This window comes from Myroides sp. N17-2, from assembly GCF_002286775.1.
Taxonomy (GTDB): domain Bacteria; phylum Bacteroidota; class Bacteroidia; order Flavobacteriales; family Flavobacteriaceae; genus Flavobacterium.
This window is the reverse complement of the sequence record NZ_NSGJ01000025.1, coordinates 47,684-74,354: the sequence shown is the minus strand read 5'-3', so window position 1 is coordinate 74,354 and position 26,671 is coordinate 47,684. Positions and strand designations below refer to the sequence as shown.

Genomic DNA, 26,671 nt, shown 5'->3' with positions numbered 1-26,671 from the left:
CTAAATAATCCATTAAATGAAGTGGAAAAACCGCCACCAAAACTCCAACAAGGGGTTCTATTTTAGATTTTACGGAAATATATCTTGTATCCTACTGAAGTGGGAGGATATTTTATGCCCGAAATTTATTTAGGACGCTATTGATTTTAGTTAAGTTTGGAGAAAAATTATATGAAGAAATTAGTGTTTTTAGTATTGGCTTTGCAGACTGTTTTTGCTTTTGGACAGAAGCCATCTAATAATTTGGTAGGTACATTTGAAAATCAAGGTAAGAAGAACAAATACGCAAGTTTTAATTTTGATGGAAAAGGAAAAGTAATCGTTAATAATAAAGATAAGTTTGAGTTCTTTGAGAAGAATGACTCTATTTATGTTTTGCATGAAGATGATTTACTTGCCTTTGTAAAAACAAATGACAATCAACTGAAAGGTCTTAGTAAAAAGATCGATAAGTCAACATATGCTACAAAAGATAGAGGTTTTAAATATGAGAAAACATCTGTGGCAGGAGATAAACGCGCTGATCTAGTAGAACAATACTATCAAGTGAATTATACTAGAGCAAATAAGATGTTCGCTAAAAAGAAGAAGGGAAACTTCTTGTCTTCTATGCAAACAATGAAGAAAGAAAATCAGAGATTATGTGATCTAGATTTGGATTTAGGTTGTGTGCAAATCTTTGTGTACTCATTAGGAGATAAGTCACTTGGACTTATATCTGTATTATTTGATTCAAGTGCTAAAGAGGTACAAGATATCAAACCAGATGAGGAATTAGAGAAATTAGGCTATAAGATTATCGACCTTGGCAATGCAGAAGGATATGGATTACTATATTCTTACTACACGCTAATAGGTAAAGATGATAAGGCAAAATCGATCAATGACAAGGGAATTAAAGAGGGATGTAAAGTATGTCTATCTAACAAATAAGCAACACGATCTCGAGTAAAAAGAGTATCTTAAATCTGCAACTACCATTTACTGAATTAATTCTACTTTAGATAGTTTCTATTAACTCTGTTTTGTACAATTCATTTGTAGTATTTGGCTAATGCGGAATGTGGGTTTAACCGTTATCTGTAGATTTAAGATAGTAATAAAATAACACTGATTAATCTATTGGATTAGAGCAATAGATTAATCAGTGTTTGTTGTTTTATAGCATTTTAAGAGTAAATGATTAGCTGTAAAGTGATGACTGATTATGGGTAGTGTAATGATCTAGAGTTTACTATATCTTAATCGTTTAGTAATCTAAATAAAGGTATGTGAATCTGAATTTATAGCTAGATTCGGCTAAAATTAAAAAGATGAAAACACATAAGGATTTAGAGGTATGGCAGTTCAGTAGAGAGTTTGTTTCTACCATTTATGCTGTTAGTAAAGATTTTCCTCAAGAGGAGATGTATGGTTTGACAAACCAAATAAGATGCAGTGCAGTTTCTATTCCATCAAGTATAGCGGAGGGTAGCGCTAGAAAAGGAAATAAAGAATACATACAGTTTCTTTATGTAGCACTTGGTAGTTTAGCCGAATTAGAAACACAGCTTGTTATCGCCTATGATTTGAAGTATATAAATAATATAGCAGACTATGATGCCTCTATTAGCATGCTTAGAAATATGTTATTAGGATTGATCAAATTCTTAAAGAATGAGAAGCGTGAACGACGCAAAGAACGTGATGCGATGATTACATCTGCGATAGATTGAATGTCCTAAATAGAATAAAAAAGCGTGAAGTATCTAGTACTTCACGCTTTTTTTATTAAAACTTGATAGTTGGGGGAAGAAGCATACTTCGTACTTCACCGAAACCTATTCTTATTTCGTCATTTTGACAATATCCTTTCATCGTTACTGTATCGTAATCATGTAAGAATGTTCTAGTACTACCGTCTGCTAAAGTAAGCGGTTTAGTACCAGCCCAAGTTAATTCTAACATTGAACCATAGCTATCAGGAGTAGGTCCAGAGATAGTACCTGATCCCATTAAATCACCTGAGTTAACTTTACATCCGTTTACCGTATGATGTGCTAACTGCTGGCTCATCGTCCAATACATATATTTAAGGTTAGATGTAGAGACTAGCTTGTCTTCTCCATTTTCAGGTTGGATATATACTTCAAGCTTGATGTCGAAGGCTTTGTCTCCTGTTTGTTGTAAATAAGGAAGTGGAGTAGGGTCTTGTATTGGATTAGCAACTCTGAAGGGCTCTAAAGCATCTAAAGTGATAATCCAAGGAGAGATAGATGAAGCAAAGTTCTTAGATAAGAATGGACCTAACGGCACATATTCCCATGTCTGAACATCTCTAGCACTCCAGTCATTTAATAATACCATACCGAAGATATGTTGTTCTGCATCATCTACCATAACGCTATCTCCCATTAGGTTAGCGTCTGTAGTGATAAATGCAGTCTCTAGTTCGAAGTCTACGCGTTGTGATGCTCCGAATACAGGTACAGTAGCTCCTTTAGGTAAGGTCTGTCCTACAGGGCGTTTCACATTTACTCCAGAAGGTACGATAGTAGAACTTCTACCATGGTATCCTATCGGGATATGAAGCCAGTTAGGAAATAAAGCATTAGCCGGATCTCTAAACATCGTACCCACATTAGTAGCGTGTTCTTTACTAGAGTAGAAGTCTGTATAATCCCCTATGTACACAGGTAATTGCATTTCTACATCTTCTATTTTGAAGATAATTACATCTCTGTGTTTAGTAGTATTTTTTAATTCATCATTATCTTGATCAAATATATCTGCGATTCTGTTTCTTACCGCTCTCCAAGTCTTTTGACCATTAGAGATAAAGTCATTCAATGTGTCTTGTAAAAAAACATCATCAGTAAGCTCAATACCTTTAAAATACCCTAGCATTTGTAAGGCACTCAGGTCAATAGCATAATCTCCGATACGAGTTCCTATAGTTATAATATCATCTTTGGTGATAAAAACGCCAAACGGAATATTCTGAATTGGAAAGTCAGAATCTTTCTCTACCGGTAACCACGTTTTCCTCATCGGATCATTCGCACTTATCATCATAATTGTTTTTAGTTGTTTAGTCCCTTGATTAATAATCCCTTATTTATAGGGGTTTTATTAAAAGTAGGTACTTAGTTAATAGTATATTCAAATATATAATTAAGACTGAATATAACAAACGTTTTTTGTACATTTGGAAGCAAATTAACGAAACACACAAACTAAATGAGAAGAGATTCTGAGATTTTCGACCTGATTATAGAAGAACAGGATAGACAAATTCATGGTATTGAATTAATTGCTTCTGAAAACTTCGTAAGTGAAGAAACTATGGAAGCAGCAGGTTCATGTTTGACTAACAAATATGCTGAGGGATATCCTAATAAACGTTACTACGGTGGATGTGAAGTAGTGGACGTAGTAGAGCAAATCGCGATAGACCGTGCTAAAGCTTTATTCGGTGCTGAGTATGTAAACGTACAACCTCACTCTGGATCACAAGCTAACACAGCTGTATTCTTCGCATGTCTTAAACCTGGTGATAAAATCTTAGGATTTGACTTATCTCACGGTGGACACTTAACTCACGGATCACCAGTTAACTTCTCAGGAAAGTTATATAACCCTGTATTCTACGGAGTAGATCAAGAAACAGGATTATTAAACTATGACAAGATTCAAGAAGTAGCTACTAAAGAGCAACCAAAAATAATCATCGCTGGAGCGTCTGCATATTCTCGTGATATGGACTTTAAACGCTTTAGAGAGATTGCTGATAGCGTAGGAGCTTTATTAATGGCTGATATCGCACACCCAGCAGGATTAATCGCTAAGGGACTAATGAATGACCCTGTGCCTCATTGTCACATTATCACTACGACTACTCACAAGACATTGAGAGGACCACGTGGAGGTATGATCATGATGGGTAAAGACTTCCCTAATCCATTCGGATTAACTACTCCTAAAGGAGAAGTGCGTATGATGTCTGCTTTATTAGACAGCGCTGTATTCCCAGGAAATCAAGGAGGACCATTAATGCACATTATCGCTGCTAAAGCTGTAGCATTCGGTGAAGCATTAACTGATGAGTACTTCCAATATATGATGCAAGTTCAGAAGAACGCTAAAGCGATGGCTGAAGCTTTCGTTAAGAAAGGATATAACATTATCTCTGGAGGTACGGATAACCACATGATGCTTATCGACCTTAGAAATAAGAATATCTCTGGTAAAGATGCTGAACAAGCGTTAGTAAAAGCAGAAATCACTGTAAACAAAAATATGGTGCCTTTCGATGACAAATCTCCATTCGTAACATCTGGTATCCGTATTGGTACACCAGCTATTACTACTAGAGGTCTTGTAGAAGCAGATATGGCTACTATCGTAGATCTTATCGATAGAGTTATTATGAATCATACAGACGAGGCTACTTTAGAAGCTGTAGCTGATGAGGTAAACGAAATGATGGAAGAAAGACCAATGTTCGTTTGGTAGTTCAACAATCTATATAATTATAAAAGGGTACTCGTGATGAGTACCCTTTTTTTATGTGAATCTCTCGTATGTACTGTGGTTATTGGCGTGAGAGAGGTATGGTCATGTGTTTATTCGGAAGCTGTTGTAGAAGGCTTTTGTACTTGTTCGGAAAAAGACCCCTCCGTCCGAACAAACACTGAACTTTACCAAAGCCCTTCCGAACAAAAGCCTCTGTTAATAGTGTTTGTTTACTTATAATCAACATGTTGTGTTTTTATTTTGTGGACAAAATAGACCATTTTAGCCTAAAATAGGTAAAAATTGGCCAAAAGTGGAACTACAGTTTGGTATTTAAAATAAAGTTTATATGGGCGCCTTATATTCTAATTAGTTTATCCTCTAAATTTAGTGGAAAAGGGACGGTCTCTGTGAGACTTATTCTTAAAACACGTACAGAGCCCAAAATAAATAACAAGGTTTGTTGTAAGTTTGTTTATTAATACTAAACAGAATAGATGAATAGAGTTACGATAACTAATAATGAGTATTGGACAGAATTTAGTGCATTAATTGGCGGACGCTTTAACGAGGCTGCTTATTGGTATTCTGCCAAAGCCATATATACCTATAAGGGCTTTAGTATTGTATTTGATGAATATCGTGGAGTGACTAGAGTCTACTGTAGATTTGCTTATGCTCGTCCAATTGAATTGAGGATAGATAGAGCAAGTTTTGTCAATAAGATAGTCAATGTATTTAATGGTAAATTAATAAAAACAAACGATAGGAAATTTGATCAGCGGTATGTAGTGCATTCTTCTAATCGCGATATAGGAAGCATCTTAAACACCATTGTTAGAAAGTTATATATTGATTTAAATATAGAAGGACTATTTATAAGTACTAATAAAGGGATATGGGAAGAAGAAGTCTTATTTGATGGCCATTATGAACTAGCTCTTTATATTAATGAAGCAGGGGTAGATTATGACTATCTTATGCAGATTAAGGGGCTGTTTGAGCTTTTAGTAGATCACTTGTCTAGTAAGTATAAAGTTGAGTCTGTTGATTTTGTAGATGTGTGAGTAAGATAGCATTGTTTTATAAAATGTAGATTATGTATCAGGCTAATTATAAGTAATAGCTAAGTACGTATATCTGGTACATTCTTAGCTATTATTTTAAACGATGATTACATTTCTATTAGCAACAACTAGTGCTTTTTAGGGGATCTGAGAGAATAATTCTCTATAAGTTTGATTTGAAATGCTTATTTATAGCACTATATGCAATATGTTTTCTCTTGCGTACTTGTTTTTTAAAACTATTCGTGCCAAAGGTTGAACTACAACGTAAAATATAACTATAGTAATTTGCTTGTTTCTTGTTTTTTACTTCAAAATGCTCAAAGTGAAAGAACCCATCTATATGTTTTACCAACCTATAACGTTTACGCTTTAAAGTACGTAATTCTTGTAATTCAGTATCAGGTCGTTTTATAGGTACATTGTATACTTTTTTAAGTTGGTTAAGGTATAATGTAGTTTTAGTATTAGAATCTTCTTCTAATAACCTTAAAGTTCTTTTGCTTCTTCTTTTTATTGTAGATACGATTTTTCTGTAATATTTAGATAAATTAGGGGATTTAATACAGACATTATATCCTCTAAACTCAAATCCTAAATAAGTTAAGTGTGAAGGTACAAGTTTAATAGAATTACTAATGTTTTTTATTTTAAAGCATTCAAGACGAGTATCTTCATCTTTGTTAAAGGTTACATTTTTGAATAGGAATTTCTCTGTTTTTTCTTCACTAATACGAATGTGGTAGCTTTTAATTAAGGCAAGGATAGATTCTTCAATTTGCTTTTCTTGACTTGGTTTACACATGATAAGAATATCGTCAGAGTATCGTCTATAGAATCCTCCTTGTTGTTTAACGATTGTGTTTATAATTGTTAAATCAAATTCATATAAGTAAAGATTGGCAAGAGTTGCACTAATAGGAAGACCTTGAGGTATTCCCATTTGTACCTTCTTACCATTTTTAAGCTCTCGATAAAAGTGATTTTTAAAGATGGGTAATTTACCATCTTTAATATGATTTCTAAAATCTTCATTATCATAGAAGAAAGAGCGGTAACCTTTTTTCTTGCGTATGTCTGCAAGCTTAGATTCATCAAAGCCTTTTTTTCTACCACCTTTTTTAGTTTTAGTTAATCGTAAGTCATCAAGTAGTACATAACTAAAGTTAGTACAAGATTTAAATACATTATAATGATCGTCTGGTAGCTTTGGTTCATTTAATAACCAAGCCCATCGTTCTTTAAGATACTTGTGATCTAATGTTGAAAAGAAGCTTTTTAAGTCAAAAGCTAATACCATTACTTCTTCTGACTCAATTGCCCTTTGTTTAATCTCGTCAAAACACTCTTTAGCAAAATGGATATTGCTTTTACCACTTGAACTATCTTTATTGATTAATATTTTTCGATAGGCTGTAATTGCTTGATTAAGTAAAGGTTCTTTCTCGAGTTTTGCAATATATTCTTGGTTTAGTAGATAAGCGTAATAACCATAGACTAATGAGTCAAAGTGACTTGCATAATGTAGTGGGCGGACTTTAGCATTTCGTATAGGTTCTTTAGTTTTTATATCATAATGCGTATGACTCCTCTCATCAGAAGTGTGCTTTGTACTATTTCCTTTTTTGTATTTTCTATCACTAATATTAGTATGTATCAGTGGGTAAAAAGCATATTTAGATACAAAATTCTTGTTTTGTATTATTTGTACAATTCTCTGGTAATCTTTACCGAGTTGTAAAGAAGGAGATATATGTAGATATCCTTTTTCCTTTAACCAAATAGGTTTTTCCATAGTATTCAAAAAAAAATAACTGCGAGTAAACAATAACGTCATTTATATTACATACACACCTTAAGGTTGGATCAGTACCCAGTAACTGAGTCATTGGACTGACGATTAAATTTGTGAAACTAATATATAAACTAATGAAAACAATAAACTTTAATAGACTATTCAATACGATACTAATTATAGTGAAAGTTGGAATACTCTTGACGATTACTGATAACACTGTTCTGGTATTAAATACCTTATTAGTGGTAATTGAAATACTTATCCTTCAAATGAATTATAGTTCTAATAGATGTAAATGTACCTCATTATGCAATGTTCGCATTAATGAGTATACTAAATCTATGCGAACATGCATAATGAGGTTGTATGTTCAATTTAAATTTATTAACTCTTTTACCTCTATAATCTCTTTATTATAAAGTAGACAAAATGTCTTTAATCCACACAACAGTAATATGACTTTTACTCGCAATCTGTACAAATATAAGTATATTTGTGTATTACTAACTGAAAAATATGAATATATGGCATTAAAAATAGGAGATGTTGTTTTTTATAAGACACATCCATATACTGCAAATGATCAAGATATTAAAATAGCAATGTATGCTGATTATACTGCTCCTATAATGGTGGTAAATAAGAAAGGTGAAGGAGAAAAATTCAATACTAAAACTGGTAGAAAAGCAGGAGAGTTTGTAGAGTGTATTTATTACAATTCGAGAGATGGAAAGTATGTGCAAAAAAGAGTAAATGCAGAAGAATTAATAAAATGTAGAAATTCTAATATAAGGTCAGAGGAAAGACGCTTCTTTTTGAAAGATATTGGTTCTGAATATACTACTGTTGAAGAAATAAAAAAAGATATTGAAGAAAAGTATATTTTTAAGCAGGTTGTATTGAAATCAGTTGATTTAGAGTTATTCAAACATAAAATAAATAGAGAAAAAGAGAATGGAGATTTGGTAGAAACAAACCATTTAGAGTTCCTACCTCCCATAATGACAGTTATAGGATGTAAATTTATTGATGATAAAGATAAGTTTTGTAGTCATACTGGAGAGCCTGCAATTGAATTAAAATGTAAGTGGTATAATTCTCAGAGTAAAACTTTTTCTGAGGAATCATTTAGAATAGAAAGTTTGTATTTGATAGATTTAAAAATAGAAGGAATTACAAGTGATTTGTTGAGTGAGTATAAAGAACAAATAGAAAGTAATTCATTTAATTTAATTGAGTTAAAAACACCTTTAGGTTTAGAAGGAACAGTTGGATTATCAGTAAAGTATTCTCTATTGCAAATAGAAAATATTGTGTATAAACACTATTTTTATGAAGCCCTAGTTTACAACCTTCTAAAAAACAGTAAAGAATCTATTTTGATTAATAAAAATATTAATGAGATTAAAGATGGTGATTTATGGGGGACAAGTTATCCTGATTATGCTTATAGACGCTATTTAAATGGTATTACAAGTTACCCTATTAAAGAGAATGAGTATTATCAGATCTCGTATAATGATAGAATGAATAGATTTACTAAGAGGGTTATTAAAGTTAGAGATATTTTCTTTGTTATTGAAAATGAAAAGAAAAAAGCTTTATATGAAAACTTAGGATGGACTGAAGGTAATATTAGTGCTGAGAATAATGAAGTAAAAGAATTTATAGATAGTTCTAATTTATTTTTTATAAATTCTTTTGGAAATAGCAATGTAACTATTAGCAAAGATAAAGAGGGGGAAAGAATTTTAGTATCTTCTAGACTTATTAAGGATAAAAATATAGTAATACTTTTAGAAACTAATTGTTTGCTTAAAAATGGAGAAATTAGACATTTTAGATTAGATGGGATATCAGAAATACGTGCGATTAATAATGGTATAGATTTGTTTGAGAATGGAATAATTAATAAACTAAATTAGACGAATCAGTCTCGTTTTTTTGTACCCTCAACGTTAGTACATAACCTCAATAGAATTTCTTTGAATAGAAAATCATAAACATTATCACTATATTCATATTTTAAAAACAATTACTTCAATGTTGGTTAAATAAATGTCATTAATACATTTTGTTGTTATTATAAGTAAATAATAGTATTTATTTAACTATTTTTACCTTAAAATAAGTAACAATGAAATCACTTAAGCTAGTTTGTGTTATTGCAGTACTTGTAAGTTTAGTGTCGTGTTCTTCTGTCATTAAGAGTTCGCGAGTAACTGCCTTACAAGAGAATTACTGTGCGCCGAATATTGCTTATCAAGATAATACAACAGTAGAACAAAGGAGTTTTAAAGACGCACTAGTCGCTGAGAAATTGTCTGAACACGATTATAACCTTGCCGCACATCTTGGATTAGTTCCTCAGCTGTCTAATTTTCTAAATAGTAAAGATCCCCTAGAGAAGATAGAAGCAAAGCAACAGATCATTATCAGTACACAGCTTTTCCAGACAGAGATAGATGCTTTGGCAGCGGAGTTGGATTGTAATGGGGAGCGATATGATCAGTTGGCGCGTGTGTTAGACTCAAAGAACAATACTAATAATACGCAGTTGACCGTGGCGTCTATCGCTATAGGTGCCGCAGTGACCTTATCCACTGCCTTAATTACTAATGACAATACTAATAAAGGGCTAAATATAGCAGGAGGGGTAGTAGGTACAGGATTGGGATTCTTACTGTTAAACCCAAAAGGCAAGAAGATAGAGTTAAGGATATATCGCAGTCTGCTGAGAAACGTATGGATGGAGAATAACGGTGATATCGCATTTCCACCTGCCTTATGGAGGGTGATGAATGATAGATCGTTTAGTAACGAAGGGAAATTATCTCTGATACAGACCTTAAAGAACAGATGGCTACTATTTGCTTTTGATGAGGAAGTAGATAAGAAGGAGGAAGAACTGTATTTCGGTAGGGGAGGTTTCTTCAAGTCTGATGATATTCACCTGATGTCCGATATGAATAATGAACTACAAGCGAGTGTACGCACTGTACAACAAGATTTGAGAAGCCTGATATACTCAGTGAGTATGTGGAAGTAATCATATAAACAATAGAGCTGACCGTTAAAAGTCAGCTCTATTTCTCTCAATCTATTTCAATAACTCCTTGTTATTCATTAAATAAGCGAATGCCTCTGTCAGTGTCTGCTCAGTGCTTTTTGGATTAAACCCTAGCTCTTTTCTCGATTTAGAAATGTCAAAGTCTTGCTGTAATCCGGAGAACATTGAGATATCCTTGGTCGTTAAAACAGGAGCTTTACCACTGACTTTAGCAGAGAATTCCATTAGTCCTGCTATCGTATAAAGAAGGCATTTAGGTACTGCACCAGGTACTTTTAGCTTTAGTTCAGGATATAGCTTCTGTGCTAATTTAGTGGTATCGGTTATCGTCATACACTTTTCGTTTGTCAAGATATAGCGTTCACCTGATCTCCCTTTCTGTGCAGCTAGATAACATCCCATAGCGACATCCTTTACATCTACCCAGTTAAGCGTAATCTTCGTGTCGATAGGTATCTGCTTATTAATGATTAGTTTCAGAACGCCATAAGACACATTTAAAGGAAGAAAAGCCTCACTACCGATCATTGCTCCAGGCATCACAGATACGAGGTCTATGCCTAGTTCTTTTGCTAATTTGAAGGCAAGCTTCTCTCCGTCATTCTTAGAGTTGTAATACATATCACGGCGATCGGGATTATATCCATTGCTTTCCTTGGTTGGTAAGGTGGTATAGTCTAAGGCGGCGATAGAGCTGACATATACGATTCTTTTCACTCCTGCTTCAGCGGCAGCCTCTATCGTATTCTTTGTCCCTTGCATATTCACATCGTAAATCTCTTTTTTAGGATCTTTTGCCCACAGTTTAAAAGAAGCCCCTACAGCATAAAAAGTATGTACACCCTGTAGAGCCTTGACGAAAGAAGCCTTGTCTGTAATATCTGCCTGTACTACCTCACAGTTTAATCCTTTAAAAGGTGCTGTATTATTTATATTTCTCACTGTTGCTCTCACAGGGATTCCTTGTTGAAGTAATAATCTTACTAAGTTATTGCCTAAATGGCCGTTTGCTCCTGATACTAGGGCTAAGTTGTTTGATTCCATATCTGATGACTTGTTTTGTTAGGCAAATGTCAGTAATGTGATAATCAATGCACTTCACAAATGTTACTTAATTAATATTCTGCTTCCTTAGTGGTTTGGATGTTAAAATATGCTAAATTTGCACAAGTTTTTAAAACATTAAAAAGACTATGAAAAAGTTATTGTTAACCGTTTTTTGTGTATTTGCTATAACACAATTACAAGCTCAACAATCTGTACGCTTAGTACTAGATATTAAACCGAATACCACTTTTGAGATTACTTCAGAAGAGAAGAATAGTAATATCACTAATTTACTTGGGAATAAGGAATTGATTGATATGATCAAGGCAAGTGGTACTGAGTATCCTATTTATCAGACTTTAGAGATTAACTCTGATTATCTTGTCAATTGGAAGAATGGAGATAAGGATAAACTAAACTTTAGTGTAGACCTTGGCAAAAGTGTGATTAGAAAGTTTAAATCTATTTCACTGCTTAGCACAGATAAGGAGGGGAGTGCAAAAAATATCACTGAAGGATATTTAAACAAGGATGGAATAAAGCAAACTAGGGCTTTAGCAGAAAAGTATAAAGCTAGTAGCGATGGGCTTTCGACTTTATTAGATGATTTGTTTAACAGCAGTGGATTCTCTAAAACACCAATTAAGGTAAATGAAACATTTATAACGAATGGTAAGAAGAATATCAAGCTTACAGATGAGAATGCAGTAGAGGTATCTACACAAGACACTAGTAAAGTAGTGAAAATAGAGAAGAAAAAAGCGTACTTGACGATTGAGTCAGTGATTACCTCTGAAAGTAAAGGTAGCAAGTTCGCCGAAATGAAAGGCAAGGGAACGAAAGAAGTAGTTTATAATATCGAGAAACAGTACATCGAGTCTATATCAGGTACAGTGAGTATCATCGTGAATATAGAGACTGAAGGTGGGCTGACTATCAATATGACAAATAATATTACCCAAAAAGTAAAAGCAAAGATTAAAGAGTAAGGCTTCTTACTTGCTAATCTGTTTGCGAATACGGCTTAAGCTTTTAGGATTCATCCCTAAGAACGATGCAATATGTTGAATAGGGACATTCTGAAGTATTTCAGGGTGTTCTATAATCAACTTTCTATAACGCTCTTCAGCAGTTAGTGTAGCTAACTCTTGAGAGCGTTTTTCGTTATAGGCTAATGACTGTTGGAATACCCAGATGCTAAAGTCTTTAAACAAAGGACTCTTTTGGTTTAGCGCATCCAAGTCTTCTTTGGTCACTCTTAGCAACTCACAGTCAGTAATACAGCCCAACTTCTCACTTGCTTTGGTCTCATTGATAAAATGAGTATAGGAAGTGATAAACCCAGGAGGGCAGTTAATATGCGTAGTTACTTCCTCTCCCTTGCTATTTAAACTAAACAATCTCACAAAACCTGATACCACAAAGTACAGGTGCTGAGGTACAGTGCCTTCCTCTTCTAAGATTGTATTCTTAGGGACAGATATAGGTTCTATGTATTGTTTACACAGTTTCATATCAGTTTCTGTAAGTGGTAGATTAGCTGAGATAAGATCAAATAGCTGTTGGTACATATTTTATTATTTAATAGAGGGTAAAGGTAAGCGACTATTCATTAATAAGGCTGTAGTTTTAAATAGGTATTATTTTACGTATCTTTAATTATGAAATTGTCAGAATTAAAAACCATAATATTAAGCTTATCTGAGTCAGAACGCTTAACACTTCTTGAAGATATTCAAACTGAAGTTAATGTCTCTTCTTTAAATACAGGTATTGAATATTCTCGTCGCAACTTATTAAATAACAAACAAGGATCTTGTCCACATTGTGGTCATAGTAAATATGTTAAGTTTGGCTTTAAAAGTAATTCCCAGCGTTATAAGTGTAAGTCATGCCATAAGAGTTTTACTGAATATTCAGGTACTTGGATGGCAGGGATACATCATAAAGATAAGATAACTAATTATTTAGAGCTTATGGTTGAAGAGAAAAGCTTGGACAAAATAAAAGTATCATTAGCAATAAATAAAAAAACAGCCTTTGATTGGAGACATAAGATATTAGCTTCTTTATCAGATCAATCAAAGGGTGGTTTTATTGGAGTTACAGAAAGTGATGAGACATTCTTTTTAAGTTCAGAGAAAGGAAGTAGTGCCTTAGATCGTAAATCAAGAAAGCGAGGAGGAAAATCTAAAAAAAAAGGTATTAGTAATGATCAAGTAGCTGTTTTAGTTACACAAGACAGAAATTCATCTATGGATATTACTGTGGCTACAATGGGAAGATTAAAGAAAAAAGACATTGCCAATGCTATTGGTACAAGGATAAAACCCAATGAAACTATTTTGTGTAGTGATGCCCATGTTAGTTACAAAGGCTTTGCTATAGATAATAAAATAGAACATCATCCATTAAAAGTGGCTATTAAACAACGTGTGAAAAATAAAATATTTCATATTCAACACGTTAATTCAACTCATAATAAAATAAAGAAATGGATTAACAATACCTTTTGGGGAGTATCTACTAAATATTTGCAACAGTATCTAAATTGGTTTAGGATAAAAGAACAGATAAAAGGTGCTAAAGACATCTTAAAAGAATTTGCATTAAAGACTATACTTGATACTAAGGCGTATCTAAGCTTTAAACATATTTCTAAAAGATATCAGGAGCTAATATCAACACAATAATAAACTACAGCCATTAATAACACTATAAAACACATGATCAAGATACTCACCACTTTTTAAAGTATGTGCTTTTAATACCCCTTCTTGTTGCATACCAATCTTTTGCATAATCTTTCCTGATGCTTCATTAAAGGTAAAATAACTAGCAAAGATCTTCTTTAAATGAAGGGTGTCAAAACCAAACTGTAGTATAGCTTTTCCTGCTTCTGTAACGATGCCTTTGTTCCAATGTTCACTATCTAACCAATAGCCCATCTCCGCTTTGTTATTGGCCTTGTCTATTCCTAATCCAATACCTCCGATGATAGTAGAGCTACCTTTTAGACGAATAGCAAAGATGTATGCATTACCAACCTCAAGCTCTTCCTTAGCTAAGTTCACCCAAAACTGACCACTTGTTTCAGTATATGGGAAGGGAATATTAGTAGTATTCTGATTATATACAGGGTTCTTCATTATCTCAACTAGACGAGGGATATCATCTATATGGGGTTGATTTAAAAGAAGGCGTTCTGTGGTTAGCTCTAGTGTTTTCATAGTTTAAGGTTTTTATAAAAATAATAAATATTTCGATATATTCAGTGAGTTCACTATTTTGAAATTAATAGTATTTTAGCCCAAAATAAAGAAGAGATGATTCAGTTTGATTTTACTACAAGAGGGTTTGAGATAAATGGTAACCAATACAGCTTTCCTATAGCTAAAGAAGATCTATATGCATTATTTGGAGAGGCGGAGGTGTTTGTTGGAGAGTATAACGATGCTTATATTTGGCATACAGCAGGATTAAGAGCTTTCTCTAAAGACAGAATAAGCATTGACACAATAGAGGTAAACTATAAGGTAGAAGATTATCCTACTGCTGTTAAATCTGCATATACAGGGCAATTGTCTTTTGATGGAGAGGCAGATGCCATGTTGTATTATAATAATCATAAGTCAGATCGTATTAAGCTATGGGATACAGATGATACAGGGGCTTTTGTATTTAATGATGTGTCAGTATGGTATAACATCAGAGATGGGAAGTTAAATTCACTCTCTTTACAAGCTTATGAAGAGGTAGAGGAAGAAAAGGTAGCATTACTTCCTGTAGATGAAAACTTCGAGTACCTAGAAGCAGTGTGGTATGAGTGGAAAAAAGCAATAGAAAATAGAGTAGGAGCAGAAAATAAATATTATAACCCTACGCACGGTATTACTCAAGAACAGTTAGACACTGTCGTAGAGCAATTAGACGAAGTAGAATTACCTCCTATTTTAGTCAACTTTTATAAAATAGCCAATGTCAAGTGGAATGCAGTAACTTCAGCTTTAAGCCTACAAGTGAATGGTTGGAATTATGATTTATTGCCTTTTGAAAAAATAGCAGACGAATGGGAGGGTATCAATGAGTTGTTCGATGAGGAGGAAGTCGAAGAAGAAATATTGAAGGACTATGATACTCGCTTAAAATGCACAGGATATACTAACTCTAAGTGGATTCCTTTTGCAGAAAGTAAAAGTGGAGATTATTTGCTGATAGATACTGACCCAAGTGAGACGGGGATGTATGGGCAAATTATAGAATTGCAAAACGAGTCGTGGGAACGTACTGTTGTAGCGTTTCGTTTAGAAGAGCTAATTTACAGAGAAATTGCTGTTTTAGAAGATCATAATGCTGATGAATATCAATTTATAATAGATAACGGAACATTCTAATGAAATATATATGTGCAGATTGTGGGCAAGAACACGAGGACTGGCCTGCGTTAGTGTTTAAGGCTCCTGATACTTATCTTGGGCTAACAGAGGAAGAAAGAGAGCACGCTGATCTGACAAGTGAGGTGTGTAGTATCGATAAAGATGGGGAGACACTGTGGTACCTACGAGGTGTGCTAACGCAGTATGTCTATGATGCTTGCCAATATTTGGATTACGGGGTATGGGTTAGTTTAAGTCAAGAAAGTATGAAGGACTACTATGAACATTATGAAGACAAGGAATATAAGACTACTTACTTCGGTTGGTTAGTGACTAATCTGCCTAATTATCCACCGAATACGTCGTTTGCTTTACCGACTAATGTTGAGGTGGATAATAGCAAGGGAATACCGACTATTCTTCCTCATCAAAAAGGTGATTCTATCTTTATCAAGGAGTTTTATGAAGGTATCTCTACAGAGGAAGCTTTGCGTAGAATAGCTGCTTTGATAAATCCATAGAACGCCTCTTAAAGAGATAATTAGATATTAAATTATTTGAGAATTAAGTGAAGAATGCGAGAACATTCCTTCGACAAAATGCCCTATTAGGCTAGTATTTCTCAAGCATTCCCCACAAATTCAGCAACGAATCAAAATAGGTATACCTTAACTGAGAAATGAATAACACAGGACAACAATTAGCCATAGCTTTTAAGCAGACAGAGTGGAATACTCCGAATGTATATAATCAGCTTAGAGCGATTATGAAAAACGAAGAGGAAGTATATGCTTTCTGCTTGGAGTTTCTGACAAATAATATCAAGAGCAGTACGCTATTTGATTCTGCCTTAAGCTACGTTAGCGAAGAGCACTTTTGCATTTTGGCAAAGACTGCTATCGCAATACTGCAAGAAAAAGAGAGTAAGTTAGCTGAGAGCTTATTAGAATATGCGAGTATTCAAATGCCTCATATTCTTCATCCTTATATAGAAGAATTATTGGCTATTAATGCCAACGGCGATAGTTATTACGCTGATTATTATTGGCGTTACTTGCCAGCAGAACAGTTGGAACCTTATCTAACGCAGTTCTTACATATAGATACAGACTTAGAAACGAAGATAAAAGTGTTTAACTGTTTAGTCGAATCACGTAATATTCAGGTGATAGAACAACTTATTCCACACGCATTAACATTAGAATTGAGTACTTATGCAAGTGCATCAGATTATGTAGATGGGTATTTAGAAAGTGTAGGACTTTATATAGAACAAGGGAAAGTAAAGAGCTATTGTTCTGAGCAAACTTACCATATTCTATTTGAACCAAAGTACCTAAATAAGCCAAGTACTGTTCATCTAAACCGCACAGATCACCCAACTTGGAATGGTACACCATTAGCAGATAAATATAAAATAGGTGGATACTTAGCAGAAGACGAGAACAATCCGTTTATGCATATCATCACGTTAGACCCTATACCAAAAGGCTTAAACATAAGTTTGCCTACTTTAGTGTTAGGATGTCATTTACGCGAATTAAATGAAAATGGCGTAGTCTATTATCAACATGATGAGCAGGGAATGCCACATAAGATAGGAGAATTAGGAATTATCGAATGGACAGAAGAGTACGCGATGGTACCTACAGAAGTAAGTATAGCTCCTACGGATGCAAGATGGGCATACCAATCTTGGGCAAGTAGCAACAGCAGAGAGAACTTGTTCAGAATAGGCGGTGAGCCTACTTGGATACAGAATGCAGATCTATTAACGTGTCCGATTAGTGGAGAGAAGATGCAATTCATTATGCAGTTAGATTCTGAAATCCCTGATGTACAGGGAGGCGAAGTCTATTACGGCAGTGGCGGAATATGCTATATCTTCTACTGTGAGAAGAGTAGAGTAAGTGGATATGTGATGCAGTGTACGTAATGGGTTAAATATATAGAAGCACAGAATTATTAATAATTATGTGCTTCTATATATTATTCAGCTCTTAATGCAGTAGGAGTAATTCCAAATTGTTTTTTAAAAGCAAAAGAAAAGTGAGATAGCGTCTCAAAGCCTATTTCCATGTAAACATCCTTTGTTTTCATCTTCTTTTCTTTTAGTAAAAAGTAAGCTTCTTCTAAGCGTTTTTGTTGTAACCACTTGTTTGGAGAAGTATAAAATATTTTTTCAAAGTCTCGTTTAAAAGTAGCCAAGCTTCTACCTGTTAGAAACGCAAATTGAACAAGGGGAACATTAAATCGAAAGTTATTGTTCATAAAGGCTTCTAGATTAATCTTTCCAGGTGTGTCAAATAAAAATAATACATTGCTGTAAATAGGATTATTTAGTAAGATAAGATGCAATATTTCTTCTTTTTTTAGTGTGATAAGTGTTTTTGTTATTGGGTAGTTAAACCATTGTTGTAAAAATTGGAAAAAGTTTTTTATAAGTTGAGTATTAGTTAACTTATAAAGAGAATCTGTAGAAGCGATAGTAGAAGATATATTGTTTTTTAGGGCAAAATCTTTTAATTGCTCTTCTTTAAATACGATAGATATGGATTCAAAAGGTTTGTCTACCGATGCGTATTTTACAAAACGTATAAGTGTGTTTTTTTTAAAAAGAATAATATCACCTTCTTGATAGAGATATTTAGTGACTCCATCATAAGCTTCTAATTTTCCAGATAGAATAATACAGATACCAGTTGTTTTGATAAATTGCTCTCCAGATTTGTTATTTTTGGTATAGCAAACCTTTTGTATTCCAAATAAATCATCTTGTTGTTTCATACTCTTATTGTTTCCACCAATAATTTGGTTCTGTTTTGATACTTTTTAGATTCACTATTTCTCCTATCATTGGTGTTGTAATCGCTTGTTTTTCTTTTAGAGCAGCAGTAGATACACGATCTAAAGGCTCATACCAAGAATGATTGGCTAGTACAAATTTAGAAGAATGAACCGGAAATAAGATATTTGCTTTTAAATCTTTTGTGGCTTGGATTACTTCTTCTGGCATCATATGAATGTATTTCCAACCTAAATCGTATTGTCCGTTTTCTAATATAGCTAAATCAAAGGGACCAAGTTTATTTCCTATTTCCTTGAAGTGTGTGTCGTATCCACTATCTCCTCCTAAGTATAGGTTGTGTTGTGGAGTTTGAAGAACAAATGAAACCCATAGTGTATTAGCTGTCCAAATACTTCTACCTGAAAAATGACGAGCTGGAGTTATCGTAACTTTAAAACCATCAGCTAAGTTAATTTCATCCCACCAGTCAGCTTCGATAATTTGATTAGTAGTATAACCCCAAGATTCTAAGTGAGCTCCTACACCTAAACCAACAATGACTTTGTCTATTTTAGACTGTAAGATTTTTAATGTTTTATAGTCCATATGATCATAGTGATCATGAGAGATAAATAGATAATCTATTTTAGGTAATTCTTCTGAGGTAATAATATCTGAGCCTTTGAAGGATTGAACCCCTCCTGGTATTGGAGAAGCACTACCACTCAATACAGGATCGACTAAAATATTTTTACCATCTATATGCATAAAATATGAAGAATGGCCTAACCACACTAAACTATTTTCTTGTTTGTGTATTTCTTCCCAGTCTATTGTTTTGGAAGGTATATTATTAGAGGGCTTTATATCTTTGTCCTTTTTAAAGAAGAATTCATAAAGAGCAATTCCTAAACTCTTAGTTACCTGAGGAGTATTGCGTGTGTTCTGAAATTTACCATCTTTAAATTGTGTTGATTTTTTAATGTTTTCTAACCTTGCTCCTGATGGTCGTTTTCCAAATTGTGGGTGTAACATAAATAATGAGATTAAAATAATAGAAATCAGAAGAATAATAAAAACTCTTTTCACTATGTTTAGTACATGTAATTTTATTTTTTTAGACTTCATCTGTAGTTTGTTATATCTGACAAAAGTAAAGTGGAAAGTAAGACATAACTTTCTTTAAAAGCTCAAATTAACTGTCTTGAGAAGTTCATTATTCTATTTCCACTAGAACATAAGACTAGATTTAAATATCAGTAACCAGTATTGACGTTTCAGTGCTTGTTTTGTATGTTTTGATTAATTATTTGTCTTATTACGTGGTTTAAATGAGTAATCTTGTCGATATATTTAAAAATAGATGACATTATTATTAGTTTACTTGTTTCTTGCCTTAGCGGTATCATTTATCTGTTCTATCGCAGAAGCAACCTTACTTTCTTTATCCACTTCATTCTTAAAAACAAAGGTAGAATCAGGAGATAAGAAAGCCTTAAAAATGATTGAATTAAAAGAAGATGTGGACAAGCCTCTTTCTGCTATTCTATCATTAAATACTATTGCCCACACAGTAGGTGCAGCAGGAGTAGGTGCACAAGCCACTATTGTTTTTGGTGAAGCTTATTTCGGTGTGGTATCTGCTGTATTGACCTTGTTGATCTTGGTATTGACAGAGATTATCCCAAAGACATTAGGTGCTAATTATGCCAAAGATATCTACGGATCTATGGCGTCTACTATTTCGGTGATGATGATGGTGAGTTACCCTTTAGTGGTGATGTCGTCTTTCTTAACGAAGCGATTGAGCAAGAAGAGTACAGAGTCATCTACCAGTAGAGAAGAGATCGCTATTTTAGCGAGTATAGGTGAGCAAGAAGGTATTATCGCGGTAAAGGAGAATAAGATTATCCAAAACGTATTTAAGCTAAACGCAGTGCGCATAGATGAGATTCACACGCCGCGTATTATGATGGTGAGTGCTGATGAGGAGATGACATTGAGAGAATTCCTAAAGAATAAAGAGCTGTTGCATTTCTCAAGAATTCCAGTATATAGCGATTCAAAAGATAATATCACAGGTTATGTATTGAGAGAAGTTGCCTTTGAGTACTTGGCAGAGGATAGATTTGATGTGAAGTTAAAAGACATCAAGAGAAAGATATTATTTGTATCTGAGAAGTTGAATGTAATTACTACTTGGAACAAGATGAAGGAGAATCACGAGCATATCGCTATTGTCGTTAATGAATATGGTGAGGTAGATGGTGTAGTGACGATGGAAGATATCCTAGAAACACTATTGGGGTTTGAGATTGTAGATGAGAAGGACAAGATTGTTGACTTGAGACAATTTGCAGAAGAGAGATGGCAAAACAGACAAAAGAAATATGCTTATTTAGCAGAGGATAAATAGAGTTAACCCACAATCAGTGTTAGCCAAATACTACAAAGTAATTCTACTTCATAGTTCTTTCATTAGTTCTAAAACCATACTATAGTATGCTTGTATCGCTAATTCAGAACTATCTTGTATAATTACTTTTCGTTTATATGTCTATCGCTCATTCTAGATTTAACAGACACTGTCTGTTGAATTATAAAACATAAAAACACCGAACTCTATCACTTCATTGTGGTAGAGTTTGTTGTTTTTATACCTTAAATCTGCAGATAACGTTTAAACGAGAATGAATTATACAAAACAGAGCAATATTAGTGATTAAAGCACACTCTAGTGTGGTTTGAGAGCTAATTGAAGCTATGTAAAGTAGAATTTATTCGCAGTAAATGGTAGTTACAGACTTAAGGTTATACCCTTTCTGTGATTTTTTTCATTAACAATTATATATCTCTAAAGTCTTGATATCATTGAGATACAACTATAGTGTAACTGCCTCTAAATTAAGAATGTTTGAATTGTTTTAACAATTTATTAGTTTATTTCAAAATGGTTTTGGTATCTTAGCCTTATCAATGAACGCGAATCTTAGAACATATAACCCTGTTTTAAACACTACTATCTTAAGTGGTGCAACTTCTCGTGTTTCTATCATTACTACTTCTACAGTAACTACGTCTACGTTGACATCTACGTCATCGTCGTCTATCTCGACCCTGTAAAGGGGGAAATTATTACATATAACCATCGTCTGTGGTCGTTTATTTTTTAACGGCTGTATTATTTATTGTCCAAAATCAACAGTATCAATTAGTTACTTTTTTTGGACTCAACCAAATCAATGAATTTTTTATGAAAGTAATAAAGTTTGGCGGGTCATCAGTGGCTAATGCCGTGAATATAAAGAGATGTATAGATATCATCAACAATATAGAAGAACCGGTTATCGTAGTGGTATCTGCCTTAAGTGGAGTAACAGATTTACTACAATTAGCAGCTGTACAAGCAGCAGATCACAAGGATGAATATGTAGACCAATTTAAAGAAATTAGCTTCCGCCATTTAGAAGTTATACGTGCCTTAATCCCTGTGAATGAACAAGCAGGAATATTAAGTAGTGTGATTAGAGAACTAAATGAGCTTGAAGTATTGTTACAGGGGTGTTATCTACTTCGCGAATTATCTCCTCGTATTAAGGATTTAATTATGTCATTTGGGGAGCGTTTATCTTCTTACATCATCGCTGAGGTGATGAAAGCACAAGGGCAAGACTGTCGTCAGGGGTACAGTGGTGCTTTTATTAAAACAAACGACAAGTTTGGAAAGGCGGCAGTGAACTTCGAGGTGACAGATGCCTTGATTGTAGACTATTTTCAAGAGCATAAATGTGCAGTGACTATTGTCCCTGGGTTTATTGCGGAGTCTGAAGAGAAGCAAGTGACTACACTAGGGCGTGGAGGTTCTGATTATACAGCAGCTATCATTGCCGCGGCATTGAACTTAAAGGAATTGGAGATTTGGACTGATGTAAGTGGTATTTATACAGCTAACCCAAGAGTGGTTAAACAGGCTAAAATCATTAAACACATCAACTTCCAAGAGGCAATGGAGCTTTCTCACTTCGGGGCGAAAGTATTGTATCCATCAGCTTTAGCGCCTATATTACCTAAGGGGATTTCATTGATTGTGAAGAATACTTTTGAGCCTGAGGCAGAGGGAAGTTTAGTGAGTACACTAGGGAGTACAGATCCTAATCCTGTAAGGGGAATTACGAATATTGACAATCTAGCGTTGTTGACATTAGAGGGACCCGGTATGGTAGGTGTAGCAGGTATTTCTAAGCGTTTATTTGAGGTGTTATCACTAGAGGATATCAACGTTATTTTCATTACACAAGCTTCTTCTGAGCACTCTATCTGTTTTGCTATTATCGCAGCGGATGCTGAGAAAGCAGAGAAGGTCATTAATGCTGCTTTTGAATTCGAAATACACAATAAGAAAGTGAAGCCTGTGCGTGTAGAACTAGGAATGTCTATTATCGCTGCTGTGGGGGATTATATTAAAGGTCACCAAGGGGTAAGTGGTAGAATGTTTAGCGCACTAGGACGTAATAATATTAATATATGTGCTATCGCTCAGGGGGCGTCAGAGCGTAATATTTCAGCTGTAATCTTAGAGAAAGATGTCAAGAAAGCACTGAATGTATTGCACGAGGCTTTCTTTGAGGAAGTGGTGGTTCAGTTGAACTTATTTGTGATGGGAATAGGAAATGTAGGAGGTAAGTTCTTAGAGCAAATCGTACAACAGCACAACTATTTAAGAGATCACCTTAAGGTAAATATCAGGGTAGTTGGTATTGCTAACTCTAAATTGATGTGCTTTAACGTAGAAGGCTTTGATTTAGCAGAGGTAAAGGATTTGTCTAACTGCGGTGCGCCGATGACTCAGGCGGGCTTCTTAGATAAGATTAAGGAGTTAAACTTGCGCAACAGTATATTCGTTGACAATACAGCTACTGCTGAGGTGGCGATGACTTATGGGGCTTATCTAAAGAACAGTATCGCTGTGGTAACGTGTAACAAGATTGCTTGTTCTTCTACTATGGATTATTACAAGGAATTAAAAACTTTGTCTAAAAAATACAATGCTCCATTCTTATATGAAACGAATGTAGGAGCGGGATTGCCGATTATAGATACAATCAAAAACTTAGTGGCATCAGGAGATCAAGTAAAAGAAATCCAAGCGGTATTAAGTGGAAGTCTAAACTTTATCTTTAATCAATATGACGGTTCTAAACCTTTTGCTGAGGTTGTGGCTTTAGCAAGAAAAGAAGGGTACACAGAGCCTCATCCATTGATCGATTTGAGTGGTGTAGATGTGAAGCGAAAGCTAATGATCTTAATGCGTGAGAGTAATTATTGGGTAGAAGAAGAGGATATCGCAGTAGCTAATTTTTTACCTGCATCTTGTATGGAGGCGAAGGATGCTGATACATTTATAGCTGCTTTAGCCAAAGAAGAAGCTCATTTTAAAGCGATGTATGAAGGTGCAAAAGCAAAAGGTGCTTGTCTAAAAGTAGTGGCAACACTTAAAGATGGTAAGGCTAGTGTAGGGTTGCAAGAGATTATGTCTAATCACCCATTCTATCACTTAGAGGGTAAAGATAATATCGTGATGTTCTACACAGACCGTTATAAAGAACAACCGCTATTGATAAAAGGAGCCGGTGCCGGAGCAGAAGTTACAGCGTCAGGGATATTCGCTGATGTAATAAGAATTGGAAGTAAATTGTTATAAGATGAAAGAAATTAAGATATTTTGTCCTGCTACTATCGCTAATCTATCTTGTGGATTCGATGTATTAGGAGTGTGTTTAGATAATGTAGGTGATGAGATGATTATCACTAAGACAGCAGAAAAAGGAGTGCGTATTAAAGCGATTATAGGCGCTGATTTGCCACTCGAAGTAGAGAATAATGTAGCGGGAGTAGCTGCTTTAGCCTTATTAGAGAAGTTGCAACCTGACTTTGGTTTTGAGATTGTTATTCACAAGAATATCAAGGCGGGAAGTGGCATCGGAAGTAGTGCAGCTAGTAGTGCAGGTGCAGTCTATGGTATCAATGCGTTATGCGGATACCCATTGACTAATAAAGAACTAATCTACTATGCGATGCAAGGAGAGGCTCTTGCAAGTGGTGCACCTCACGCTGATAATGTGGCTCCTGCGTTATTAGGTGGTTTTGCCTTTATACACAGCTACGAACCTTTAAACATTATACATATTCAAGCGCCAGTGGAACTATACGCTACTGTTATTCACCCGCAGATAGAGTTAAAGACTAAAGATGCTCGCTCAGTATTAAAACAATCAGTGACATTAAAGCAAGCAATTACACAATGTGGTAATCTTGGTGGATTGATCTGCGGGCTTTACACTTCGGATTATGATTTGATAGGTAATTCTCTACACGATGAGTTCGTCGAACCTAAGCGTTCACTGCTAATTCCTAACTATGCACAGTTAAAACAAGCTGCTTGTGATAACGGAGCATTAGGTGGTGGTATCTCAGGATCAGGACCTTCTGTATTTGCCCTAAGTAAAGGAAAAGTAAATGCAGAGCGCGTAGCAGAAGCGATGCGACAAGTAGTTAAAGATGCAGGATATGAATTTGATATTCACGTGTCACCTATTAACCCACAAGGTATAAAAGTGTTGTAATGAAGTATTATAGTTTAAATAACCCTCAGCGAATCGCTTCTTTTAAAGAAGCGGCAATACAAGGTATTGCAGAGGATAAAGGACTGTTCTTTCCAATGGAGATTCCTAGATTAGAAAAGGCAATTTTTGATAATATACAGCATTTAAGCAAGGAAGAGATAGCGTACCAAGTTATCTCTCCCTTTGTGGGCAATGATATTGAAGAAGCAGAATTGAGACAAATTGTTAGAGAGACTTTAGCTTTTGATTTTCCTGTAGTGCCAATAGATAAGGATGTTTATACATTAGAGTTGTTTCACGGGCCTACGTTAGCGTTTAAGGATGTTGGGGCAGGATTTATGTCTAGATGCTTGAGAAGTTTTGTCAAAGGAAAGAAAGAGAAAGTTACTATTCTAGTGGCTACTTCAGGTGATACAGGAGGAGCTGTAGCACACGGTTTTTATGATGTAGAAGGCATTGAAGTAGTTATTCTTTATCCAAAAGGGAAAGTAAGTAGCATCCAAGAGAAACAACTAACTACATTAGGCAAGAATATTAAGGCAATAGAGGTAGAGGGAAGTTTTGACGACTGTCAGGCGATGGTGAAGAAAGCGTTCTTAGATGAAGGCCTAAAAGACTGTCATCTAACTTCTGCGAACTCCATTAATATCGCACGTTGGTTGCCACAGATGTTTTACTATTTCTTGATGTATAAGGAATTACAACATCTAAATAAACCATTAGTGGTATCTGTACCTAGCGGTAATTTTGGAAATATTTGCGCAGGGATGCTCGCACAGCAAATGGGATTGCCTATCAGCCATTTTATTGCAGCTACTAATGCTAATGATACGATACCAAGATTCTTCTCGTCTAAAGCATACACACCAAAACAAACGGTAGAGACAATCTCTAATGCGATGGATGTAAGTGATCCAAGTAATTTTGTGCGTATTTTAGAGTTATTTGCTAAAGATGCAGAAGAGTTAAGTAATGATTTGTCAGCCTATTCTTTTGCGGATAAAGCTACACTAGCATTAATAGAAGAACAGTATGCTAAGAATGGTTATCTATTAGATCCTCACGCTTCAGTAGGATATTTAGGAATTAAGAAATACGCTAAAGAGCATAAGGATTTTACAGGTGTATTCTTAGGAACAGCACATCCTGTTAAGTTTCCTGAGTGCATAGAAGAATTGCTAAATATTGAGATTCCTATTCCAGATCGCCTTAAGGATATTATGAGAGGGGAGAAGAAGAGTACCGTGATTCAAAATTATGAAGAGTTAAAGAGAGTACTTTTAAAGTAATAATAGATTGTATTTTTTAGAAGAAAAGGTTTGGTGTCTCACTAAGCCTTTTCTTTTTTATGTATCTTTGCATCAGATATAAACAGTTAGTCAATAGATGATTAATCTCTGTTTATTCA

23 protein-coding genes are annotated in these 26,671 nt (G+C 34.6%); 16 read left to right on the top strand and 7 right to left on the bottom strand.

Annotated elements, in window-relative coordinates; genetic code table 11:
- Positions 1-171: 171 nt before the first annotated feature.
- Together CF599_RS11615 and CF599_RS11610 are read left to right on the top strand one after the other, a co-directional pair.
- Entirely contained in the window at positions 172-933 is a 762-nt protein-coding gene (locus tag CF599_RS11615; RefSeq protein WP_121966187.1) for a hypothetical protein, read from the top strand.
- Between the two features lie 380 nt (positions 934-1,313).
- Positions 1,314-1,715: a four helix bundle protein gene (locus CF599_RS11610; protein ID WP_121966186.1), complete on the top strand. Its 402-nt coding sequence runs from the start codon at positions 1,314-1,316 to the stop codon at positions 1,713-1,715.
- Positions 1,716-1,770: 55 nt separating this feature from the next.
- On the opposite strand, the gene fahA is transcribed toward CF599_RS11610, so the two are convergent.
- Positions 1,771-3,054: a fumarylacetoacetase gene (gene fahA / locus CF599_RS11605; RefSeq protein WP_121966185.1), complete on the bottom strand. Its 1,284-nt coding sequence runs from the start codon at positions 3,052-3,054 to the stop codon at positions 1,771-1,773.
- 165 nt (positions 3,055-3,219) lie between these two features.
- Between fahA and glyA the strand changes: the two genes are divergently transcribed.
- Positions 3,220-4,494 (top strand): serine hydroxymethyltransferase, encoded by a 1,275-nt coding sequence (gene glyA, locus CF599_RS11600; protein ID WP_121966184.1) that lies wholly within the window; start codon positions 3,220-3,222, stop codon positions 4,492-4,494.
- Positions 4,495-4,991: 497 nt separating this feature from the next.
- Positions 4,992-5,561 carry a hypothetical protein gene (locus CF599_RS11595; RefSeq protein ID WP_121966183.1) on the top strand — a complete coding sequence of 190 codons (570 nt, stop codon included), beginning with the start codon at positions 4,992-4,994 and terminating at the stop codon, positions 5,559-5,561.
- Between the two features lie 163 nt (positions 5,562-5,724).
- Here the strand turns inward: CF599_RS11595 and CF599_RS11590 are convergent, their stop codons facing one another.
- Entirely contained in the window at positions 5,725-7,356 is a 1,632-nt protein-coding gene (locus tag CF599_RS11590; protein WP_121966182.1) for a reverse transcriptase domain-containing protein, read from the bottom strand.
- A 527-nt stretch (positions 7,357-7,883) separates the two neighbouring features.
- On the opposite strand from CF599_RS11590, the gene CF599_RS11585 reads away from it, so the two are divergent.
- Together CF599_RS11585 and CF599_RS11580 are read left to right on the top strand one after the other, a co-directional pair.
- Entirely contained in the window at positions 7,884-9,284 is a 1,401-nt protein-coding gene (locus CF599_RS11585; RefSeq protein ID WP_121966181.1) for a hypothetical protein, read from the top strand.
- Positions 9,285-9,496: 212 nt separating this feature from the next.
- On the top strand, positions 9,497-10,408 hold the full coding sequence (locus CF599_RS11580; protein ID WP_121966180.1) for a hypothetical protein: 912 nt from the start codon (positions 9,497-9,499) through the stop codon (positions 10,406-10,408).
- 51 nt (positions 10,409-10,459) lie between these two features.
- Here the strand turns inward: CF599_RS11580 and CF599_RS11575 are convergent, their stop codons facing one another.
- Positions 10,460-11,473 (bottom strand): NAD-dependent epimerase/dehydratase family protein, encoded by a 1,014-nt coding sequence (locus CF599_RS11575; protein ID WP_121966179.1) that lies wholly within the window; start codon positions 11,471-11,473, stop codon positions 10,460-10,462.
- A gap of 149 nt (positions 11,474-11,622) precedes the next feature.
- Between CF599_RS11575 and CF599_RS11570 the strand changes: the two genes are divergently transcribed.
- Positions 11,623-12,465 (top strand): hypothetical protein, encoded by an 843-nt coding sequence (locus CF599_RS11570; RefSeq protein ID WP_121966178.1) that lies wholly within the window; start codon positions 11,623-11,625, stop codon positions 12,463-12,465.
- Between the two features lie 6 nt (positions 12,466-12,471).
- Here the strand turns inward: CF599_RS11570 and CF599_RS11565 are convergent, their stop codons facing one another.
- A complete protein-coding gene (locus CF599_RS11565; protein ID WP_121966177.1) occupies positions 12,472-13,047 on the bottom strand; it encodes a Crp/Fnr family transcriptional regulator in 576 nt (191 codons plus the stop codon).
- Between the two features lie 90 nt (positions 13,048-13,137).
- Between CF599_RS11565 and CF599_RS11560 the strand changes: the two genes are divergently transcribed.
- The gene (locus CF599_RS11560) at positions 13,138-14,169 is read left to right on the top strand and encodes an IS1595 family transposase (RefSeq protein ID WP_121966176.1); all 1,032 of its coding nucleotides are present in this window, start codon (positions 13,138-13,140) and stop codon (positions 14,167-14,169) included.
- Here CF599_RS11560 and CF599_RS11555 read toward each other — a convergent pair.
- Entirely contained in the window at positions 14,158-14,706 is a 549-nt protein-coding gene (locus CF599_RS11555; RefSeq protein WP_121966175.1) for a GNAT family N-acetyltransferase, read from the bottom strand. The two genes, CF599_RS11560 and CF599_RS11555, sit on opposite strands and share 12 nt — an antisense overlap.
- 96 nt (positions 14,707-14,802) lie before the next feature.
- Between CF599_RS11555 and CF599_RS11550 the strand changes: the two genes are divergently transcribed.
- From CF599_RS11550 to CF599_RS11540, 3 genes are all read left to right on the top strand, one after another.
- Positions 14,803-15,870: an SMI1/KNR4 family protein gene (locus CF599_RS11550; protein ID WP_121966174.1), complete on the top strand. Its 1,068-nt coding sequence runs from the start codon at positions 14,803-14,805 to the stop codon at positions 15,868-15,870.
- A complete protein-coding gene (locus CF599_RS11545) occupies positions 15,870-16,373 on the top strand; it encodes a DUF2199 domain-containing protein (RefSeq protein ID WP_121966173.1) in 504 nt (167 codons plus the stop codon). The genes CF599_RS11550 and CF599_RS11545 overlap by 1 nt, the downstream gene beginning before the upstream one ends.
- A 158-nt stretch (positions 16,374-16,531) precedes the next feature.
- The gene (locus tag CF599_RS11540) at positions 16,532-17,788 is read left to right on the top strand and encodes a hypothetical protein (protein WP_121966172.1); all 1,257 of its coding nucleotides are present in this window, start codon (positions 16,532-16,534) and stop codon (positions 17,786-17,788) included.
- Between the two features lie 53 nt (positions 17,789-17,841).
- Here the strand turns inward: CF599_RS11540 and CF599_RS11535 are convergent, their stop codons facing one another.
- A complete protein-coding gene (locus CF599_RS11535; RefSeq protein WP_121966171.1) occupies positions 17,842-18,639 on the bottom strand; it encodes an AraC family transcriptional regulator in 798 nt (265 codons plus the stop codon).
- A 4-nt stretch (positions 18,640-18,643) separates the two neighbouring features.
- On the bottom strand, positions 18,644-19,675 hold the full coding sequence (locus tag CF599_RS11530) for an MBL fold metallo-hydrolase (RefSeq protein ID WP_254050289.1): 1,032 nt from the start codon (positions 19,673-19,675) through the stop codon (positions 18,644-18,646).
- A 328-nt stretch (positions 19,676-20,003) separates the two neighbouring features.
- Here CF599_RS11530 and CF599_RS11525 point away from each other — a divergent pair, with 328 nt between their 5' ends.
- The 5 genes from CF599_RS11525 to thrC all read left to right on the top strand — a co-directional run bounded on the left by CF599_RS11525 (position 20,004) and on the right by thrC (position 26,552).
- Positions 20,004-21,056 carry a CNNM domain-containing protein gene (locus tag CF599_RS11525; RefSeq protein WP_121966169.1) on the top strand — a complete coding sequence of 351 codons (1,053 nt, stop codon included), beginning with the start codon at positions 20,004-20,006 and terminating at the stop codon, positions 21,054-21,056.
- 560 nt (positions 21,057-21,616) lie between these two features.
- Entirely contained in the window at positions 21,617-21,763 is a 147-nt protein-coding gene (locus tag CF599_RS19655; protein WP_173835548.1) for a hypothetical protein, read from the top strand.
- Positions 21,764-21,893: 130 nt separating this feature from the next.
- Positions 21,894-24,341: a bifunctional aspartate kinase/homoserine dehydrogenase I gene (gene thrA / locus CF599_RS11510; protein WP_121966167.1), complete on the top strand. Its 2,448-nt coding sequence runs from the start codon at positions 21,894-21,896 to the stop codon at positions 24,339-24,341.
- A gap of 1 nt (position 24,342) precedes the next feature.
- Positions 24,343-25,263 (top strand): homoserine kinase, encoded by a 921-nt coding sequence (locus CF599_RS11505; protein ID WP_121966166.1) that lies wholly within the window; start codon positions 24,343-24,345, stop codon positions 25,261-25,263.
- Positions 25,263-26,552, top strand: coding sequence for a threonine synthase (thrC, locus tag CF599_RS11500; RefSeq protein ID WP_121966165.1), 1,290 nt, complete (start codon positions 25,263-25,265; stop codon positions 26,550-26,552). The genes CF599_RS11505 and thrC overlap by 1 nt, the downstream gene beginning before the upstream one ends.
- Positions 26,553-26,671 lie beyond the last annotated feature (119 nt).

Bases quoted from the DNA above. Each gene is read 5' to 3' on its own strand.
- CF599_RS11560 (WP_121966176.1), top strand. From the start codon at position 13,138: ATGAAATTGTCAGAATTAAAAACCATAATATTAAGCTTATCTGAGTCA.
- CF599_RS11555 (WP_121966175.1), bottom strand. From the start codon at position 14,706: ATGAAAACACTAGAGCTAACCACAGAACGCCTTCTTTTAAATCAACCC.
- CF599_RS11590 (WP_121966182.1), bottom strand. From the start codon at position 7,356: ATGGAAAAACCTATTTGGTTAAAGGAAAAAGGATATCTACATATATCT.
- fahA (WP_121966185.1), bottom strand. From the start codon at position 3,054: ATGATGATAAGTGCGAATGATCCGATGAGGAAAACGTGGTTACCGGTA.
- glyA (WP_121966184.1), top strand. From the start codon at position 3,220: ATGAGAAGAGATTCTGAGATTTTCGACCTGATTATAGAAGAACAGGAT.
- CF599_RS11550 (WP_121966174.1), top strand. From the start codon at position 14,803: ATGATTCAGTTTGATTTTACTACAAGAGGGTTTGAGATAAATGGTAAC.
- CF599_RS11565 (WP_121966177.1), bottom strand. From the start codon at position 13,047: ATGTACCAACAGCTATTTGATCTTATCTCAGCTAATCTACCACTTACA.
- CF599_RS11535 (WP_121966171.1), bottom strand. From the start codon at position 18,639: ATGAAACAACAAGATGATTTATTTGGAATACAAAAGGTTTGCTATACC.
- CF599_RS11505 (WP_121966166.1), top strand. From the start codon at position 24,343: ATGAAAGAAATTAAGATATTTTGTCCTGCTACTATCGCTAATCTATCT.
- CF599_RS11540 (WP_121966172.1), top strand. From the start codon at position 16,532: ATGAATAACACAGGACAACAATTAGCCATAGCTTTTAAGCAGACAGAG.
- CF599_RS11530 (WP_254050289.1), bottom strand. From the start codon at position 19,675: ATGTTACACCCACAATTTGGAAAACGACCATCAGGAGCAAGGTTAGAA.
- CF599_RS11615 (WP_121966187.1), top strand. From the start codon at position 172: ATGAAGAAATTAGTGTTTTTAGTATTGGCTTTGCAGACTGTTTTTGCT.
- CF599_RS11525 (WP_121966169.1), top strand. From the start codon at position 20,004: ATGACATTATTATTAGTTTACTTGTTTCTTGCCTTAGCGGTATCATTT.
- thrC (WP_121966165.1), top strand. From the start codon at position 25,263: ATGAAGTATTATAGTTTAAATAACCCTCAGCGAATCGCTTCTTTTAAA.
- CF599_RS11545 (WP_121966173.1), top strand. From the start codon at position 15,870: ATGAAATATATATGTGCAGATTGTGGGCAAGAACACGAGGACTGGCCT.
- thrA (WP_121966167.1), top strand. From the start codon at position 21,894: ATGAAAGTAATAAAGTTTGGCGGGTCATCAGTGGCTAATGCCGTGAAT.
- CF599_RS11580 (WP_121966180.1), top strand. From the start codon at position 9,497: ATGAAATCACTTAAGCTAGTTTGTGTTATTGCAGTACTTGTAAGTTTA.
- CF599_RS19655 (WP_173835548.1), top strand. From the start codon at position 21,617: ATGAACGCGAATCTTAGAACATATAACCCTGTTTTAAACACTACTATC.
- CF599_RS11585 (WP_121966181.1), top strand. From the start codon at position 7,884: ATGGCATTAAAAATAGGAGATGTTGTTTTTTATAAGACACATCCATAT.
- CF599_RS11595 (WP_121966183.1), top strand. From the start codon at position 4,992: ATGAATAGAGTTACGATAACTAATAATGAGTATTGGACAGAATTTAGT.
- CF599_RS11575 (WP_121966179.1), bottom strand. From the start codon at position 11,473: ATGGAATCAAACAACTTAGCCCTAGTATCAGGAGCAAACGGCCATTTA.
- CF599_RS11570 (WP_121966178.1), top strand. From the start codon at position 11,623: ATGAAAAAGTTATTGTTAACCGTTTTTTGTGTATTTGCTATAACACAA.
- CF599_RS11610 (WP_121966186.1), top strand. From the start codon at position 1,314: ATGAAAACACATAAGGATTTAGAGGTATGGCAGTTCAGTAGAGAGTTT.